Annotated in this window: 18 protein-coding genes; 10 read left to right on the top strand and 8 right to left on the bottom strand. The window is 36.4% G+C overall.

Annotated features, from left to right (window positions below):
* The first annotated feature begins 9 nt into the window (after window positions 1-9).
* From VB264_RS07350 to VB264_RS07335, 4 genes are all read left to right on the top strand, one after another.
* Entirely contained in the window at window positions 10-669 is a 660-nt protein-coding gene (locus VB264_RS07350; RefSeq protein WP_323248067.1) for a 2-C-methyl-D-erythritol 4-phosphate cytidylyltransferase, read from the top strand.
* Complete coding sequence (gene meaB, locus VB264_RS07345; RefSeq protein WP_323248065.1) at window positions 662-1,654, top strand: methylmalonyl Co-A mutase-associated GTPase MeaB; 993 nt, start codon at window positions 662-664, stop codon at window positions 1,652-1,654. The genes VB264_RS07350 and meaB overlap by 8 nt, the downstream gene beginning before the upstream one ends.
* Window positions 1,651-4,014: an efflux RND transporter permease subunit gene (locus VB264_RS07340; protein WP_323248063.1), complete on the top strand. Its 2,364-nt coding sequence runs from the start codon at window positions 1,651-1,653 to the stop codon at window positions 4,012-4,014. The genes meaB and VB264_RS07340 overlap by 4 nt, the downstream gene beginning before the upstream one ends.
* Before the next feature lie 324 nt (window positions 4,015-4,338).
* Window positions 4,339-5,523: an MFS transporter gene (locus VB264_RS07335; RefSeq protein WP_323248062.1), complete on the top strand. Its 1,185-nt coding sequence runs from the start codon at window positions 4,339-4,341 to the stop codon at window positions 5,521-5,523.
* 150 nt (window positions 5,524-5,673) lie between these two features.
* Here the strand turns inward: VB264_RS07335 and VB264_RS07330 are convergent, their stop codons facing one another.
* Window positions 5,674-5,832: a hypothetical protein gene (locus VB264_RS07330; protein WP_323248060.1), complete on the bottom strand. Its 159-nt coding sequence runs from the start codon at window positions 5,830-5,832 to the stop codon at window positions 5,674-5,676.
* 158 nt (window positions 5,833-5,990) lie between these two features.
* On the opposite strand from VB264_RS07330, the gene VB264_RS07325 reads away from it, so the two are divergent.
* Both VB264_RS07325 and VB264_RS07320 read left to right on the top strand, forming a co-directional pair.
* Window positions 5,991-6,173 carry a hypothetical protein gene (locus tag VB264_RS07325; RefSeq protein WP_309923113.1) on the top strand — a complete coding sequence of 61 codons (183 nt, stop codon included), beginning with the start codon at window positions 5,991-5,993 and terminating at the stop codon, window positions 6,171-6,173.
* Window positions 6,174-6,362: 189 nt separating this feature from the next.
* Entirely contained in the window at window positions 6,363-7,988 is a 1,626-nt protein-coding gene (locus VB264_RS07320) for an NADP-dependent glyceraldehyde-3-phosphate dehydrogenase (RefSeq protein WP_309923111.1), read from the top strand.
* Window positions 7,989-8,302: 314 nt separating this feature from the next.
* Here the strand turns inward: VB264_RS07320 and VB264_RS07315 are convergent, their stop codons facing one another.
* The 3 genes from VB264_RS07315 to VB264_RS07305 all read right to left on the bottom strand — a co-directional run bounded on the left by VB264_RS07315 (window position 8,303) and on the right by VB264_RS07305 (window position 11,109).
* Complete coding sequence (locus VB264_RS07315; RefSeq protein ID WP_323248059.1) at window positions 8,303-9,103, bottom strand: lipid II flippase family protein; 801 nt, start codon at window positions 9,101-9,103, stop codon at window positions 8,303-8,305.
* Window positions 9,104-9,250: 147 nt separating this feature from the next.
* Window positions 9,251-10,045, bottom strand: a complete 795-nt coding sequence (locus VB264_RS07310) for a DUF3108 domain-containing protein (RefSeq protein WP_323248058.1) — start codon at window positions 10,043-10,045, stop codon at window positions 9,251-9,253.
* Window positions 10,046-10,056: 11 nt separating this feature from the next.
* Window positions 10,057-11,109 (bottom strand): aminopeptidase, encoded by a 1,053-nt coding sequence (locus VB264_RS07305; RefSeq protein WP_323248056.1) that lies wholly within the window; start codon window positions 11,107-11,109, stop codon window positions 10,057-10,059.
* Window positions 11,110-11,294: 185 nt separating this feature from the next.
* Here VB264_RS07305 and VB264_RS07300 point away from each other — a divergent pair, with 185 nt between their 5' ends.
* The 4 genes from VB264_RS07300 to gatC all read left to right on the top strand — a co-directional run bounded on the left by VB264_RS07300 (window position 11,295) and on the right by gatC (window position 13,746).
* Entirely contained in the window at window positions 11,295-11,663 is a 369-nt protein-coding gene (locus VB264_RS07300; RefSeq protein ID WP_309923099.1) for a Rid family detoxifying hydrolase, read from the top strand.
* Window positions 11,664-11,673: 10 nt separating this feature from the next.
* Complete coding sequence (gene gltX, locus VB264_RS07295) at window positions 11,674-13,170, top strand: glutamate--tRNA ligase (RefSeq protein ID WP_323248053.1); 1,497 nt, start codon at window positions 11,674-11,676, stop codon at window positions 13,168-13,170.
* 83 nt (window positions 13,171-13,253) lie between these two features.
* A complete protein-coding gene (locus tag VB264_RS07290) occupies window positions 13,254-13,436 on the top strand; it encodes a hypothetical protein (RefSeq protein ID WP_323248051.1) in 183 nt (60 codons plus the stop codon).
* 22 nt (window positions 13,437-13,458) lie between these two features.
* Window positions 13,459-13,746: an Asp-tRNA(Asn)/Glu-tRNA(Gln) amidotransferase subunit GatC gene (gene gatC, locus VB264_RS07285; protein ID WP_309923093.1), complete on the top strand. Its 288-nt coding sequence runs from the start codon at window positions 13,459-13,461 to the stop codon at window positions 13,744-13,746.
* 93 nt (window positions 13,747-13,839) lie between these two features.
* Here the strand turns inward: gatC and VB264_RS07280 are convergent, their stop codons facing one another.
* From VB264_RS07280 to VB264_RS07265, 4 genes are all read right to left on the bottom strand, one after another.
* The gene (locus VB264_RS07280) at window positions 13,840-14,403 is read right to left on the bottom strand and encodes a DNA-3-methyladenine glycosylase (RefSeq protein ID WP_323248050.1); all 564 of its coding nucleotides are present in this window, start codon (window positions 14,401-14,403) and stop codon (window positions 13,840-13,842) included.
* Between the two features lie 132 nt (window positions 14,404-14,535).
* Window positions 14,536-15,714, bottom strand: coding sequence for an MFS transporter (locus VB264_RS07275; protein ID WP_323248048.1), 1,179 nt, complete (start codon window positions 15,712-15,714; stop codon window positions 14,536-14,538).
* Between the two features lie 11 nt (window positions 15,715-15,725).
* The gene (locus VB264_RS07270; protein ID WP_323248047.1) at window positions 15,726-16,391 is read right to left on the bottom strand and encodes a cyclase family protein; all 666 of its coding nucleotides are present in this window, start codon (window positions 16,389-16,391) and stop codon (window positions 15,726-15,728) included.
* On the bottom strand, window positions 16,388-16,630 hold the full coding sequence (locus VB264_RS07265) for a CBU_0592 family membrane protein (protein WP_309923085.1): 243 nt from the start codon (window positions 16,628-16,630) through the stop codon (window positions 16,388-16,390). The genes VB264_RS07270 and VB264_RS07265 overlap by 4 nt, the downstream gene beginning before the upstream one ends.
* Between the last annotated feature and the right edge of the window lie 151 nt (window positions 16,631-16,781).

Genomic DNA, 16,781 nt, shown 5'->3' with positions numbered 1-16,781 from the left:
TAATTATTCATGAAAAAATATGCCATTATAGTAGCAGGCGGGAGTGGTAGCCGAATGAAAAGTAATTTACCCAAGCAGTTTATCGAAATAGGTGGATTACCCGTATTGATGCATACTTTAATCCGTTTTCGAGAAGCTTATTCAGATATTACCCTCATACTGGTATTGCCAGAAAGTCAGTTTGATTTTTGGCAGGAACTATGTCTAAAACACCATTTTGAAGTAGCTCACCAATTAGTAAAAGGCGGACAATCTAGATTTCAGTCAGGTAAAAATGGGTTATCGGTAATAGATACAGACGGTATCGTGGCAGTGCATGATGGTGTCCGACCATTTGTAAGTACAGACATTATCCGTGAAAGCTTTGAGGTTGCCCAAACCAAAGGAACAGCCGTAGTCAGTGTGGCTTCTAAAGATTCTGTTCGGGTAAATGGGCAAGCGATAGACCGACAGACTGTTCGATTGATACAGACACCACAAACCTTTCAGGTATCAATCATCAAAAAGGCTTTTGAAACCGAAGAGTTGAGTACCTTTACTGACGATGCGAGTGTCGTAGAATTTGCAGGCTTTGATATTAATCTCATCGAAGGGTCGTACGAAAATATCAAAATCACCACTCCCGAAGATTTGGAGTGGGCAGAAATTATTTTGAAGCGAAATGCTTAAACGCTTATCCATAAAAGAATATACCGAGGGCATTTTGACTGGCAACAGAATGATTCTCAGCAGAGCAATCACGCTGACGGAAAGCAATTTGCCTGCGGATAAAATATTGGCTCAGGAAGTACTCGAAGCTGTGTTACCCCATACGGGAAATTCAATCAGGATTGGTATTACAGGTGTGCCTGGCGTGGGCAAAAGTACTTTTATAGAGGTCTTCGGACAGTATTTGACCAAGCTACCCAAAAAAGTAGCTGTATTAGCGATTGACCCAAGTTCGCCCATTAGCAAAGGAAGTATTTTGGGGGATAAAACCCGCATGGAAAAGCTCGTGAATGACCCACTGGCTTATATCCGTCCTACCCCTACCAGTGGAGGTTTGGGGGGCGTGGCCAACAAAACCCGTGAAGCAATGTTACTTTGTGAAGCCGCAGGCTTTGAAGTAATCATTATTGAAACAGTAGGAGTGGGGCAATCAGAAACAGTAGTGCATGGCATGGTCGATTTTTTTCTATTACTCATGTTAGCTGGTGCTGGCGACGAGCTACAAGGAATCAAGAAAGGCATTATGGAAATGGCCGATTTGATAGCTATTACTAAAACAGATTCGGGCAATGAAACTCAAGCTGATTTAGCTAAAGTAGCTTATCAAAATGCCCTACATTTGTTCCCGCCTAACCAAACAGGCTGGTATCCCGAAGTACTCACCTGTTCGGCGATTACTGAAAAAGGAATGAAGGAAATATGGGAGGTTATTGAAAAGCATCGTGCACTACTTATTGGAAACGGATATTTTCAAGAGAAGCGTAGCCAGCAGAATTTGGAATGGATGTATTATTTTATAAAGAAGTCGCTAGAAGAGAAATTTTATGAACATCCTAGCGTTGACCTTTATAGGAAAGATATTCAGCAGGAGGTATGTGAAGGGAAGAAATTGCCCATTAATGCTGCCATGGAATTGCTGAATTTATTTTATCAAAATAGAAAATGAAAAACTTTTGGCATAATTTAGCCTTATCAATCCTAAAGTATAGACTTTACTACTTATCTGCCGTAATTGCCCTAGCAATTTTCATGACGGTGATGGCTGCTAAAACGCAAGTTTCTAGCGAATTGCCTAAAATTCTTCCTCAATCAGATGAACGCTTTCAGTTATACGAATCTTTCAAAAAAAGATTTGGCGAAGATGGTTCAGTGATGGTAATTGGTGTTGAAACCAACAAAATGTTTCAGTTGGCTTTTTTCCAACAATGGCAAGACTTGGCTAAAGCTATCAAAACCGTAAAGGGTATCAAAGATGTAGTATATGCCGGTAATATTCCAAGAGTCGAGAAAAATGATTCTCTGAAACGCTTTATTACCAAAAGTCTGATAGCACAGAGGGCTACTTCACAAGTTGAGGTAGATGCTGTAAAAGCCAAATTAGATAAACTGCCTTTTTATAAAGGATTCATCATCAACGAAACGGGAAATGTGCATTTGATGATGATTACTTTTGACCAAAGTGCTATTAACGATAAGAGTAGGGTAGAGGCTGTACAAAAGATAAAGAAAATTGCTGGAGAATTTGAAACTAGCCAAAATACGGAGTTACATCTCTCAGGAATGCCTTTTATCCGTACTGAAATGACGGCCCAAATTACTAACGAATTAGGTATTTTCTTGATTTTAGCAATAGTAGTAACTTCCTTGATTTTACTGGCTTTTTTCAGGAGCTTCAAAATAATGCTGGTAGCATTGGTAGTTGTTTTAATCGGAATCGTATCTGCCTTGGGGATTATTGTGATGTTTGGGTTTAAGATTTCTATCATTTCTGGATTGATTCCTCCTCTTGTAGTTGTGATTGGCGTACCCAATGCCATATTTATCGTAAACAAATATTACGAAGAATATGCCTTGCATGGTAACCAAGAGTTAGCCTTGAAAGTAACCATTGAAAAAATTGGACAAACACTTGTGTTGTCGAACCTTACTACTGCTATTGGGTTTGGTGTTTTTGCTTTTACGGGTAGTATCTTTTTAATAGAGTTTGGCATTGTAGCAGCTATCAATGTAATGTTAACTTATGCTGTTTCATTGATTTTGATTCCTGTAATATTTAGCTTTTTAGCACCGCCAGCGAACAAACATACTATTCGTTTAGAGTCTGGTAAAATATCCAAATTTTTACTTGGTATCGACCATTGGGTGAACCACCGAAGGTCGGTTATTTATTTAGTTATTATCCTAATTATCGGCGTATCAGTGTATGGCACAACCAAAATAAAATCAATAGGGTATATCGTAGATGATTTAACGAAGGATAACCCTATCTATACCGATTTAAAATTTATTGAAAAGAATTTCAAAGGAATTATGCCTTTTGAAGTAGCCATAGACACTTATGAACCTGGCAGAGTAATGAATTCCCCAGAGCTTTTGACTAAAATAAAAAGGATGGAGAAGGAGTTTGCCAAGTATCCAGAATTTACCAAACCTGTTTCTTTAGTGACGGCCGCTAAATTTATTTATCAGGGGTATCGTGGTGGTGACCCTAAATATTTTGTATTGCCAGGTATCAACGAACTAGCAAAGCTTAAAGAATACAATGCTAGCTTGTCGGGTAAACAAAATTTTGCCAAAGGCTTTATTGATTCTACAAAGCGTTATACACGTGTAAGTTTTCAGATTGCAGACTGCGGAACGGTGCGGACGAATCAAATAATTAGAGAATTACAACCTAAAATAGATAGCATCTTTAATTATAATGCCGAAACCAACGAGTTTTATAAAAAAGGAGATAAGAAAGGCTATGATGCAGAAATAACTGGTAATAGTGTGATTTATGCTTGGCAAAATGATTATTTGCAAGGTAATTTGGTAGAGAGCACCCTTCAAGCAATTTTTCTGATTTGTATCATTATGGCATTGTTGTTTAGGTCTTGGAAAATGGTTTTTATTTCAACTTTACCAAGCTTGATTCCCCTTCTGATTACAGCAGGATTGATGGGCTATTTTGATATTCACTTGAAATATTCAACTATTTTGATTTTTTCAATAGCCTTCGGTATTTCATCAGATGGAACCATTTATTTCTTGACACGCTATAAAGATGAATTGTTGAATAAAAACAGAACCGTAAAACAAGCCGTTACAGCAACCATTTTGAATACGGGTGTTTCTATGTTTTATACAGCAATCGTATTGTTTACAGGTTTTTTTATTTTTACAGCTTCAACTTTCAAAGGAACACAGTCGTTAGGAATATTAATTTCAATTACGCTGTTGATGGCGATGATTTGCAATTTAATATTACTACCAGCATTCTTGATGACACTCAATAAACGTGAAAGTAAAAAGCTATTTATGTAATAATGAGGGGTGGATATATATGTAGTGATTGTAAATATCTGATAATCAATATTTTATAGTTGTTAGCAGCGGGATTGCCTCCCCATTCTTTTAAGCGAAATAGCTGTTAAGTTCAAACCCTTCCTATTAGCTGGTGACTTAAGTCACTAGCTAATAGGAAATGATTTTGAGGATTATCTTTCCACACTTTGCGAAGCACTACACTACGGCTTGTGTGATGCAATGTTACCTTGCAAAAAATCCCGAACAATCTATCAATACCCTTTCAATAAAAAAGCTTATGCCTTACAGCTTAATGCTAATAGCTACTAATTATCTTTGCGGATGGAAAAACAAACTTCAATATATACTACTCAGTTTTGGTTACTTTGCGTTAGTAATTTTCTTTTTTCAGCGAGTTTTCAAATGATGATTCCCGAACTGCCCGATTATTTAGGTTCGATGGGTGGAAAAGAATACATCGGTTACATTATTGCATTGTTTACGCTTACAGCAGGTTTTGCCCGTCCTTTTTCTGGTAAATTGACTGATACCATCGGTAGAGTACCCGTGATGGCCTTTGGGTCATTGGTATGTTTTGTGTGTGGCGGACTATATCCCTTTGTTCATACCATTGCTGGTTTTCTACTATTGCGCTTTTTGCACGGTTTTTCTACGGGTACCAAGCCAACCGCTACCTCAGCCTATGTGGCAGATATTATTCCAGAAAATCGCCGTGGTGAAGCCCAAGGAATGCTAGGTATTTTTACAGCAACGGGGATGTCTATCGGCCCAAGTATCGGGAGTTACCTTACCAGTTGGATATCTATCAATGGAATGTTTTTTACTTCTTCAACTTTTGCTTTACTCTCTATCTTAATATTGTTGAATATGCGAGAAACGCTTCCAACGATACAAAAAAAGGCTTTTTCTTTTAAATTATTTAGGATAGGTTGGCAAGATGTGTTTGAACCAAGGGTAATTCCAGCCTTCGTTGTGATGATTTTAGTATCGTTCTCTTCGGGTGTATTGCTTACTTTGGTGCCAGACCAAACCAAACTATTGGGGATAAGCAATAAAGGGCTTTTTTTTACTGTTTATACCGTTGCTTCTTTAACAGTAAGGCTATTCTTTGCGAAATCATCGGATAAATATGGTCGGATTCCTATTTTGATGATTTCATCAACTATCTTGGTAATTTCCATGATATTGTGTGCTTTAACTAGCTCTTTTTGGATATTTATTTTATCCTCTATTTTATTTGGCTTTTCTTGGGGATTCAATACGCCCACTTTAATGGCGTGGACAGTAGATTTATCTGACGAGCTTTACAGAGGAAGAGCCGTTGCCACTACTTACATTGCCCTAGAGGCAGGTATTGGCTTAGGAGCATTATTTGCAGGACAAATTTATAAAGGCAAAGTAGAGAACATTGTTATTCCATATTTTCTTGCGGCTTTTTTTGCATTTGCATCTTTGGTATATTTATACTTTAAACAAAAAGAAAGACCTGTTTTGATAGAATCTTAGCAGTTAAGCAGTGATTAGTAAATAGTAATTGGTGATTAGCACACAAATTTTAGGTTATCATTTATTTACTACAAATGACAACATTGCTTTAATTGTATTGATTACTTAACTTAGAGTTTTTAATATTTTCTAGGGTTTAAAAATATTATTTTAGATTAAATAGGTGTAATTTTTCTGAAATTCCGCTGTTTGAGCAAAGCGAAATGGGTCGCCATTACGATTATGAATTTCTTTTCGCTCTTCCATTGCAGTTACTTTCCTTATATTGAGTTGGCACGCATAGTGTGGCACGCATAGTGTGGCACGCATAGCGAAGAAAAGATAATTAGTAGTGAATGGAAATTTTCTTTTCAGATAAAAATCAAATAAAATTCTTAAAAATATTCTAATCTGTCTAGCGTTAGCAAAAAAATGCTACCGAGACATCAGATCATTTACCAATCACTATTTACTAATCACTACTTACCATGGTTTTTGAACAATATCTCGAACAGAAAAATATAGATTCAGAAAAATTTCTTTGGGCAAATCCCGAGGATTTTCAAAGCCTGAAAGTGGTTTTTAACCAAGTAAATCCAGAGAGTTTTACAGCCCAAAAGAAGTTTTTAATTAACAAACTCCGTAGAAAATATCAGTTAAAAACCTTCTAAGTAAATACACTGACTTCGCTTAAATTAGTATCAATGAAATTTAACTGCAAATCAATAAATAGGAATATTTGTAGTATATTTATGATTATTAAAATAAAATAGTCTCACTTCATTTGCTGAAACTCCTTTCTTTTAAACTTTGCCAAGACAAAAATCTAAATCATTGTACTTTTTTAAGAATTAAAATTCATGTCTTCTGTAAAAAACTTAGAAACTTTTTTTCCAACCGAAGCTCAGATTCCAGCGGAATATAATCTCACAGAGCCGATTGAGCAACGTGAGTATTTAGTTAACGGCGAGATGCGTCAGTGGGCTGGAAAGACCCAAGATGTTTGGTCTCCTGTTTATGTTCAGACTGCCAACGGTTTAGAACAAAAAAGAATAGGTTCGTATCCTATCACCAATCCGGAAGATGCGATGGAAATCTTGGATGCTGCCGTAAAAGCTTTCGACCATGGTCGTGGCGAGTGGCCATCCATGTCTGTTGCTCACCGTATAGAATGTGTTGAGAAGTTTACGCAACAGATGATTACGAAACGTGATGAAGTTGTGAAATTATTGATGTGGGAAATCGGTAAATCTTTGGGTGACTCACAAAAAGAATTCGACCGTACCGTTCAATATATTTATGATACTATTGGTGCTTTGAAAGACATCGACCGTAATTCTTCAAGATTTATGATTGAAGAGGGAATTATCGGACAGGTTCGTCGTTCTCCACTTGGTGTTGTTTTGTGTATGGGGCCATTCAACTATCCCTTGAATGAAACTTTCACTACGTTGATTCCTGCGTTGATTATGGGAAATGTAGTAATGTTTAAGCCACCAAAACATGGTACTTTATTGCACTACCCGTTATTGGAGGCTTTCCGTACATCATTCCCTGCTGGGGTAATCAATACAATTTATGGTCGTGGAAATTCAGTAGTTCCTCAATTGATGGAATCAGGCAGAATTGATGCTTTAACCCTGATTGGTTCGTCTAAAGTAGCGGATAAATTGAAAAAAATGCACCCGAAAGTAAACCGTTTGAGAGCTATTTTAGGACTAGATGCTAAAAATGCTGCCATCGTTACTGAAAGTGCTGATTTAGAATTAGCCGTGAAAGAATGTATGTTAGGTTCATTGTCGTTCAATGGTCAGCGTTGTACAGCTTTGAAAATAATGTGGGTACACGAATCATTGGTTGATGCTTTCAACAAACGCATGTCTGAAGAAATCGGTAAGTTGAAATTAGGATTGATGTGGGAGAAAGGAGTAAACATTACGCCACTTCCTGAGCCTAACAAACCAGCTTACTTGAAAGAATTGATTGACGATGCCATTGCACACGGAGCAAAAGTTGTAAATGAAGGCGGTGGAGAATCTTTCAAATCTATTGTTTACCCTGCATTGGTATATCCTGTAAATAGAGAAATGAAAGTTTGGCATGAAGAACAATTTGGTCCTCTTGTTCCAGTAGTAGCTTTCAGTGATATTCAAGAACCAATTAATTACTTAATTGAATCGTCGCACGGTCAGCAAGTATCTATTTTCAGTAAAGATGTTCACCAGATTTCTGAATTAATGGATGTGGCTGTACACCAAGTTTCGCGTGTAAATATTAACTCACAATGTCAGCGTGGACCAGACGGTTTCCCTTTCACTGGTCGTAAAGATTCGGCAGAAGGAACACTTTCCGTAACGGCTGCTTTGCGTTCGTTCTCTATTAGAACAGTAGTTGCTACTAAAGAAACTGCTGAGAACAAAGCTATCGTCAACCAAATTGTAGAAAACCAAGAATCAACATTCCTTTCTACTCGTTTTATTTGGTAGTTTTTTAGCTGTTAGCAGTTAGCCTTGAGCTATGAGCTTATATAACTAAAAATCCTGCAAGAATTTATTTTCTTGCAGGATTTTCTGTATTTACAGTGTGAATTTACCATCGTGTTCTGTGGCACACAGAACACGGTAGAAGAAGAAATAAACGATTATGAGCAAAGTTTAAAAGTATACGTGATTTAAAAGGTGTTATTGATACTGCTTATAATAAAGTGAAATTAGCAGTAGTCAGAAATTTAAAGTCTTTGGAAGTTGATATTACAAAATCAACGAGCATATCAGTTGATGACATTGCCAATTTGTAAATTTTACATTTGGTGACTAATGTATGCTATTAGGTGTGCGGCTGGCAATAATAAAAATTGAGCTAATACAGTGCCTAATAGTCTTGATAGCATCACAAAAATTATATTAAATCGAAAAGTTGTTTCATTTATTTCTTTTCCCATATATTGGTCTGTGAGTATCGACAAATATGGGTCAATAAATACAAACATGATTATTGTAGAAAATCCATTTATTAATGCTGATAAATTACTAGCGGTACTTCTATAATCTGGATTCAAATATCCAGCATATACTGATGCAATTACACCCACAGACAGAATGGCTGTGGCAACGGTATTCAGAATAAATATTTTCCAGGGGTAATTATCTTGTTTAAAAAGTAACTTAATATTTGAATAACTTGGGGAGGTAAAATACAAGAGCGTTTTTTTGAATAGAGAGCCTTTGGACACGAAACTGACAAACATTTTACTGAAAGTTTTGACCTTATAAAACTCCATGATTGCTCTGAAAAATATTCTCTGTGTAGTTGGAGTTAAAAATATTCCTAGTAAAGTGGCGAAAGTATAAGATAATAGGATTAGTCTAAATGTAAAGGTTGTACTTCCCAAATCGCTATGGATAGTTTTTTCAACATAATTAGCTAATAACGGTGCCTGAAATCCATTGGCAGTTCTGGAAATAACATTCAGGATATTGAATAATGAAAAAGCAAGTGCAATTTTTCCTGTTCTAATGCCTGCAATCCTTGCTGCGAAGGAGAGTGTTGCTATAAGGTTTATGATGAGGTTTAAAACTATTAAAATTATAATGACGTTCATTTTTCTTTTTTAACAAAAGCTATACGGTGGTTTGAGGCACAATAATACGGGTGAGCAATTGTGTTCTGTGTGCCACAGAACACGGTGAAGACCACATTGAACTTTTCAAAAGCTGATAGCTCAAAGCTCATCGCTCAAAGCTAACAGCTAATTAAACTTCAACTCATGTTTCAAGCCAGAATACTTTCTAAGGTCTAGAGCCAAAGCACCGATTTTTAAAGAAACCTCTGCTCTTACTGGAATTTTGTTTTCATCATCCGTTACCCACATTTTTACAGATTCCTCGTCTTGAAAGAAATTGTTTTTAGGTAATTGAGGGGTGATTTTAAAAGTGCTGATTTTGCCAAACTTTGTATTGATAGTTTCTTTACCACGAAACTTCAATCGCATATTATACACTTCTCCTTCAAAAAAGAACGTAACAGGTACAGAATCACCTACATTCATTTTTGAAAAGTCAATCGTTCTGATAAAATAATAACCACTTACCACATCCTGAATATGCTTAGGCAGATTATAAGTTTTCTTCTCTTGCGAATCATCCATTTCAAACAATTTCGCAGTATTGTTATTATGGTTAAAAATTATTCTTTGCTCTTTTTTATAATTTCCTTCATGCTTGTTCATATAGAACTGCTGAGGTAAAATCATAGACGCATCAATGTAGGATGTCCAAGTATCACGTACTTTACTAATCCAATCGGTAACGCCCACAGTTCTAGCTACGATGCCAACTTTATAACAAGGTTTACCATTAGCATTTTGTAGTTTGTTATCTACATCCACAATGGCCTCAGCAGCATTCACAAAACCATAATGCACACGGTATTCTATATGTTCGCCAGTAGTAAAACTATCTTGTTCGATTACCCTTTCTTGAAATGATGATTTGAAACTCATCGCTGTAACCAAGAGAATTATTATCAAAAATACTTTTTTCATATATGCGCAGATTACTGATTATATTTTTTTTGCATGGACTTCAAAAAATGTTCGAAGTTCCCTTTATATTGTTTTTGAAAGATTAACTCAAACTCATTTTGTTTAGAATTATACGTTTTAAAACCTATAAAATAAGCATTGTTTGGCAAATCCTTCCTGTCAATTTTAGGTTTAGGTAAAGCCGTTGAATTTTTAAAGATAGTATCTTGACTTATTTCAATTTCCTCAATTAACGCATACTTTAATGAATCCTTGCGTATGTCAGAAAGTTTTTTACCTTCAAAAGTTTTATAGAGACTATCCAATTTCAAAGTGCCTCTGTTTAAGTGCTTTATATATTTGTCTCGCACCTCTTTAGATTGATTTTTCTTTTGGAATTGTGGAGACTCTTTGCCGTATTTATAAATTAAAAAACGTTTTGCCCCATAATCGCCAATGAAGTTGGCAAGATTCTCACTCGTCTCATGATCATCTTTTACAAAAATCGTTCCATGTGTCATTTCGTGAATAATCAGGCTCGCCAATTTGCCATCAGAGTAGTAAAGCATACTGCTTAAGATAGGTTCGGGTAGCCAGCCCAAGGTAGAATATGCAGCCCCTTGTCCCATCTCAGTATCGTAGCCTTGTAGTTTCCAAATATTTTCTTCGTGATAGGCAGCCGTAGAATCAAAGAAACCTTTATAAGTAAAGTTACCAATAAGCGGGAAGTTAAACATTACTGCTTCCATTTTATAACGCTCAGCCACAGTCAGTAAATATACCAAAGGTCGTCCTTGTTGGTCATACAAAGTTTGGTATACCTTTGGGTTGTCCTGTAAGCCCAAAGAATCAATGGCAAAACGCTTTATTTCACCAATCAATAAAATGCGTTTTTTTAATGAATCAGCCACATTTTTATCTTTCAGTACCTCTTCAAGCGGACGAGTATTGAAGGCAACATCCAACCCTCCTCTGGCTTGTTGGTATAGATAAACAACCCAAACTCGTTGCCAAAAAAAGACAATAACCAACACTACGATAAACAATAACCAAAAATTATATTTACGACGAATCTTTAATGCCATGAATTGTATGTTTTAATTTAATAGTGTAAACAAAGGCAAATTATTGAAAATATCTTGGAATATACAGATAGTCTACGAATTTGCCCCTTACAAAAGTATCATGATTTGAATAAATGCCTTAAAACAGCTAATCATTTTGTAACTTGCACAAAATTTCGGGAAACCAATAAAGATACAAATCAACAATGAAACAAATCATCTTCACTGAAAAAGCACCCGCAGCCATCGGGCCATATTCGCAGGCAGTACTCTCTAACGGAACTTTGTATATTTCAGGGCAAATTGCTTTTGCTTTGGCAGAAGCTGGAGCAAGTATTCAGGATGAAACACGTCAAGTAATGGAAAACCTAAAAGCTATTTTAGCTGCAGCCGATATGACTTTCGCTAATGTGGTAAAGGCTTCTATTTTTGTAAAAGACATGAATAATTTTGCAGCCATTAATGCTGTATATGGTGAATATTTTTCAGAGAATCCTCCTGCACGTGAAACTGTAGAAGTGGCACGTTTGCCAAAAGATGTAAATGTAGAGATTTCTTGTATTGCTGTAATTTAATTTTCAAAAAATGTCAAATCAAGTAAGAGTACGTTTTGCACCAAGTCCGACGGGAGCTTTGCACGTAGGTGGTGTAAGAACAGCATTATATAATTATTTACTAGCCAGAAAACTGGGTGGTAAAATGTTACTTCGTATTGAAGATACAGACCAAACTCGTTTTGTAGAAGGTGCGGAAGACTATATCATAGAAGCTCTCAAATGGGTCGGTATTACGATTGATGAAGGAATAAGTGTAGGTGGCCCACATGCCCCTTACAGACAGTCGGAACGTAAGCCTATTTATATGGATTATGCGATGCAACTCATCAATTCAGGAAAAGCTTATTATGCATTTGATTCAAGCGAGGAATTGGATGCAATGCGTCAAACTTTTGAAAGCCAAGGTTCGGCTTTTCAGTACAATGCCGCAACGCGTAGTCGATTAAAAAACTCTTTGACGTTTTCAGAAGAAGAAACACAGGCTAAAATAGCCGCAGGCGAGCCTTATGTTATTCGTTTGAAAGTACCAGCCAAAGAAGAAATTCGTTTTAAAGATATCATCCGCGACTGGGTACATGTACATTCATCAACGATGGATGATAAAGTATTGATGAAGTCGGACGGAATGCCAACGTATCACCTTGCCAACGTAGTAGATGACCACCTGATGGAAATCTCGCACGTCATTCGTGGAGAAGAATGGTTGCCTTCAGCACCTTTACATGTATTATTATACCGTGCTTTTGGTTGGGAAGATACCATGCCTTTGTTTGCCCATTTACCACTGTTGTTGAAACCTGAAGGCAATGGAAAGCTTTCAAAACGTGATGCCGATTTAGGTGGTTTCCCTATTTTCCCCTTGGAATGGAAAAACCCGGATGGCACTATTGCCAAAGGATTCAGAGAAGAAGGTTATTTGAGCGATGCTGTCGTAAACTTTTTGGCTTTCTTGGGATGGAATCCGGGTACAGAACAAGAATTGTTTTCAATGGAAGAATTGATTGAAAGCTTTAGTTTAGATAGAATCAATAAAGCAGGTGCTAAGTTCGATATTAATAAAGCTAAATGGTTCAATCAGCAATATATAAAATTGCGTTCTGATGAAACGTTAGCCAAAGAATATTTACCTAACTTTGAATCGGACAAAGCTTTGAAAATTGTAAGTTTATTCAAAGAAAGAGTTACTTTTCCACAAGAAATCACAAAAGAGGCTGAGGCATTATTCATTGCACCCGTTACTTATGACGAAGCCGTTGTAGCTTCTAAATGGAATGATGATGCTAAAAAAGGAATTACTGCCTTTAAAGATGCTTTACCAGCTTTGGATAATTTTGTTGCAAATGACATTAAACACGTTTTGCATGAAGCATTAGAAAAACTAGGCATTAAAATGGGAAAAGTAATGCAGGCTTTGCGTGTGGCTACCACAGGCGTAGGAGCAGGCCCCGACTTGATGTTATCGATGGAAATCATCGGAAAAGAAGCTGTAATTGCACGTTTAGAGAAGGCTTTGAATACCTTGTAATAATGAGTTGTGAATGGTGAGTGATGAGTAATTAATCTATTGAATGCACTAATTTTGAACCTCCAAATTTTCAAATTCAGATAATGGCAAAGAAAAAAGAAACTCCTAAAAAAGAACTTCCAAAAGTTCATAATGAACTTGATGGATTCGATATTTCAATTAATTCTTTTGGTGAAATCAATAGAAGTATTGACATTGAAAAAATCAATGAGTTTTTGAACAAACACATGGACGATAAAAAATTGAGAGGGAGAGACGAAGCTTAATCTCTCTCTATACATGATAAAGATGAACATAGATAAAGAATTATTACAAAAGATTGCTCATTTGGCTCGTTTGGAAATGCCCGAATCTGCTGAAAAGGAAATAAAGGAGTCGTTGGAGTCTGTACTAAACTGGATGTCTGAGTTAGATGAAATAGATACATCAAACGTAAAGCCATTGACCCACATGAGTTTAGAAATCAATGCTTTGCGTGAAGATAAAGTAGTTCAAAGCATTAGCCGAGAAGAAGGATTAAAAAATGCTCCAAAACAAGACGGAGAATATTTTAGAGTGCCGAAAGTGATGGAATAGTGCCTTCACAGAACAACTACAAAACGTATTTGAGGTGGTTCTTCATGTTGATATCATATATCAACATGAAGAACCACCTCAAAGCGTTAAAACCTAAGGTTTACTAATAAAAGGACTACCCTTTAAATAAAATCGATAAGGCAATTCAGCTCCTTGTGTAATGCCGATTCTGGTAGTTGTAATAATGTCAGCATTGGAATAATCGTTGACTGGAGGAAGTAATTTTAAATCACTTTCCAAAACATGCCAATCGTTCATGCCTTTATGAATGCCCATTGCCTGCACCAACTTCCCTGGACCAGAGCATAAATTCTTCAAAATAGTAGTATTACGCCTCGTTTCCATCAGTGGAATACCTTCAAGAGGCTCTAAAGCTCTTATCAATACGGCCTCGCCTATATCTTTCTTGTTTGTCGAAATATTTACACAAAAGTGCATGCCATATATTTGATATACATATACGGTACCAGGCACACCAAACATGGGGGCATTGCGAACACTCTTTTTCCGATAAGCATGACAAGCGGGGTCGTCTTGTAAATATGCTTCGGTTTCTACAATAATTCCTGCGGTTATCCCTTCTTCACTTTCATGCACTAAGCGATACCCTAAGAGACCTTTAGCAATTGTTAATGTATCTGATGTTAGTAAAAGCATTTTTGCTAAATAATATACGAATGATTGTTTGTAAGTATTTGAAAATTAAACCTTTATCACTAGCTAGGGACTTAAGTCCCTAGCTAGTGATAGGTTGAAATCTCTTATATAGTAGGGCTTGAGGGCAACATTTTAAACCTTATACCTTACCTCAAAAGTGCTTTTAAAAGTACTTATTAATCCCACTACTGGGCCTATTGCCAAAATTAAGTAAACGTATTCATCTGTAATATATTTGGTCGCAAATTGTAAAATTTGTAAACTAATAATGGTAATAGCGAAACCAATACAGTTTACAATGGTGATGGATGATGCTCGATATTCAGGATTGGTATTTTGTGAAATTAAGGCAGAAAATTGTGGTGAGTCGCCAGCTACGCTCATTCCCCAAACCAACATGATGGTAATGAATACAAAAGGGCTGACTTGTGAAAAAGAAACAGAAAAAAGACAACATATTAACGAAAATGACAAGCAACCAAAAGCCAATTTTGCACTTCCGAATTTAGCAGAAAACTCACCTGTAAGTACACAACCTATCAGTCCAGAGGCAATAATTAAGAATGACCATAATGAAATATTGAAAGAATAGCTACTATGCTGATTGTATTGCTGAATAATGATAGGTACATAAGCCCAAAAAGTATATACCTCAAACATATGCCCGAAATAACCAAATGAATAGGTTTTAAAGGAGGAGTTTTTGAAAGATGCTATAATGCTTTTCGGATTAAACCGTCCTGCCTTTTTACGAAAAGGACCATCTTTAATGAATAAAAACATTAATAAAGCCCCAGACGAAGCAATAATTGATGTGGCAATAATGACAGATTGCCAATGGATGCTAAGAGAGAAAAAAGCAATAAAATGCGGAAATGATGTGCCTAATACTAAAGACCCTACTAAATATCCTAAGGCTCTTCCCAAACCTTTGTCATACCAGTCTGCCATGATTTTCATGCCGACGGGGTAGATGCCCGCCAAGAAAAAACCGACAGCAAAACGAATGATAAGCAATTCTTTGAAACTAACAGGTATCCAGACAATCAGCAAATTAAAAAACGCTGCTAACAACGTAGAATAGACAAATACCTTTACAGGCGAAAAGCGGTCGCTGATGGTTAAAACAGCATATATAGCCGTACCAATGACAAAACCCAATTGTACTGAGGAAGTCATGCTACTCAGAAAATTGGATGTGTCTGGATATAATTTATGTAAATCTTTCAACACCGCATTGAGGGCAAACCATAAGGATGTCCCCGAAAATTGTGCGAAAACAACAACTGGAAGTAAATATTTTGGTTTCAATGTGAATAAATCTAAAGGTTTTCAATCACGGCATAGGCCCTGACAGGGAAAGTCCCCATCCCTTTTACTTTGGGAGGTGTTGCCGAAAATTTGAAAGAAGTATCTGTAGGTATTTCGCCTAAATTACACAAATGCTCTACAATCAAAATTTCGTTTTTGAGTAAAATGCTATGCACTGGGCGAGCTTTTCCAGATACATCATCGATATTATGAGAGTCGATACCGACTAATTTTACTCGTTGACTCACCAGATATTCAGCGGCATCGGCCGTTAAAAAAGGATTGCCACTATAATACTCATCAGTTTTCCATTTTTCATCCCAACGAGTATGCACTAAAACGGCTTTTCCTGTTAAGTCTAATCCTTCAAAATACGACTTATCAATACTCAATTGTTCATAGTACGGAACACTTATCAGCACAGCGTCTAATAAAGCAGTTTGTTCAATCAGGATTTGAGACAAATCTTTTCCTTCTTCATATCGATGGAAGGGTGTATCTAGGTAAGTACCGGTATTGGCTACCATTTCAATTTTACCTATCTGAAAAGATGTTCCTTCTTCGTACCAACTTTTTGATTCCTCACGCGTCCAGAAATCACAAATAACAGGTGCAGGCATACCTTTGTAAGTCACTACGCCTTCTTCAATAACATGGCTTAAATCGATAAATTTCATTTCTTTCTAGCTTTTATAATCGCAATAACTGCAATAATTACCCAAACTACATTTACAAAAACGGAAGGGTATGCTTTATGTTCAAGGGTATTAATGATAAAACAGATGGCTCCAAAAAGATTAGCCAATTGGTAATTTATGGAGGTAGACGAAATCTTGTTCAAAGCGTTTAAGGCAAATGCCCCAACGATAAGAATGGACCCAATCCAACCAATAATTTCAACAAAGATTAAGTACATCAATTTTAGGTTTTTACAAAGATACATTGATTTATGAAAGCAAGTAAATGATAATATATCATAACTGCTTAATTATGCAAATACGTTATAGATACAAGCTGTTACGCTGATATTAAGGACTGTTTTTTATGCATAATGATGGTATAATCTT

The sequence above is a fragment of the Arcicella aquatica genome, assembly GCF_034928825.1.
GTDB lineage: Bacteria > Bacteroidota > Bacteroidia > Cytophagales > Spirosomataceae > Arcicella > Arcicella aquatica.
The sequence above is the reverse complement of the archived record's forward strand: the minus strand, read 5'-3'. Positions and strand labels throughout refer to the sequence as shown.

What these genes read in the sequence shown, in the direction of transcription:
- VB264_RS07350 (WP_323248067.1), top strand. Translation starts at nt 10, where the DNA reads ATGAAAAAATATGCCATTATAGTAGCAGGCGGGAGTGGTAGCCGAATG.
- meaB (WP_323248065.1), top strand. Translation starts at nt 662, where the DNA reads ATGCTTAAACGCTTATCCATAAAAGAATATACCGAGGGCATTTTGACT.
- VB264_RS07340 (WP_323248063.1), top strand. Translation starts at nt 1,651, where the DNA reads ATGAAAAACTTTTGGCATAATTTAGCCTTATCAATCCTAAAGTATAGA.
- VB264_RS07335 (WP_323248062.1), top strand. Translation starts at nt 4,339, where the DNA reads ATGGAAAAACAAACTTCAATATATACTACTCAGTTTTGGTTACTTTGC.
- VB264_RS07330 (WP_323248060.1), bottom strand. Translation starts at nt 5,832, where the DNA reads ATGCGTGCCACACTATGCGTGCCACACTATGCGTGCCAACTCAATATA.
- VB264_RS07325 (WP_309923113.1), top strand. Translation starts at nt 5,991, where the DNA reads ATGGTTTTTGAACAATATCTCGAACAGAAAAATATAGATTCAGAAAAA.
- VB264_RS07320 (WP_309923111.1), top strand. Translation starts at nt 6,363, where the DNA reads ATGTCTTCTGTAAAAAACTTAGAAACTTTTTTTCCAACCGAAGCTCAG.
- VB264_RS07315 (WP_323248059.1), bottom strand. Translation starts at nt 9,103, where the DNA reads ATGAACGTCATTATAATTTTAATAGTTTTAAACCTCATCATAAACCTT.
- VB264_RS07310 (WP_323248058.1), bottom strand. Translation starts at nt 10,045, where the DNA reads ATGAAAAAAGTATTTTTGATAATAATTCTCTTGGTTACAGCGATGAGT.
- VB264_RS07305 (WP_323248056.1), bottom strand. Translation starts at nt 11,109, where the DNA reads ATGGCATTAAAGATTCGTCGTAAATATAATTTTTGGTTATTGTTTATC.
- VB264_RS07300 (WP_309923099.1), top strand. Translation starts at nt 11,295, where the DNA reads ATGAAACAAATCATCTTCACTGAAAAAGCACCCGCAGCCATCGGGCCA.
- gltX (WP_323248053.1), top strand. Translation starts at nt 11,674, where the DNA reads ATGTCAAATCAAGTAAGAGTACGTTTTGCACCAAGTCCGACGGGAGCT.
- VB264_RS07290 (WP_323248051.1), top strand. Translation starts at nt 13,254, where the DNA reads ATGGCAAAGAAAAAAGAAACTCCTAAAAAAGAACTTCCAAAAGTTCAT.
- gatC (WP_309923093.1), top strand. Translation starts at nt 13,459, where the DNA reads ATGAACATAGATAAAGAATTATTACAAAAGATTGCTCATTTGGCTCGT.
- VB264_RS07280 (WP_323248050.1), bottom strand. Translation starts at nt 14,403, where the DNA reads ATGCTTTTACTAACATCAGATACATTAACAATTGCTAAAGGTCTCTTA.
- VB264_RS07270 (WP_323248047.1), bottom strand. Translation starts at nt 16,391, where the DNA reads ATGAAATTTATCGATTTAAGCCATGTTATTGAAGAAGGCGTAGTGACT.
- VB264_RS07265 (WP_309923085.1), bottom strand. Translation starts at nt 16,630, where the DNA reads ATGTACTTAATCTTTGTTGAAATTATTGGTTGGATTGGGTCCATTCTT.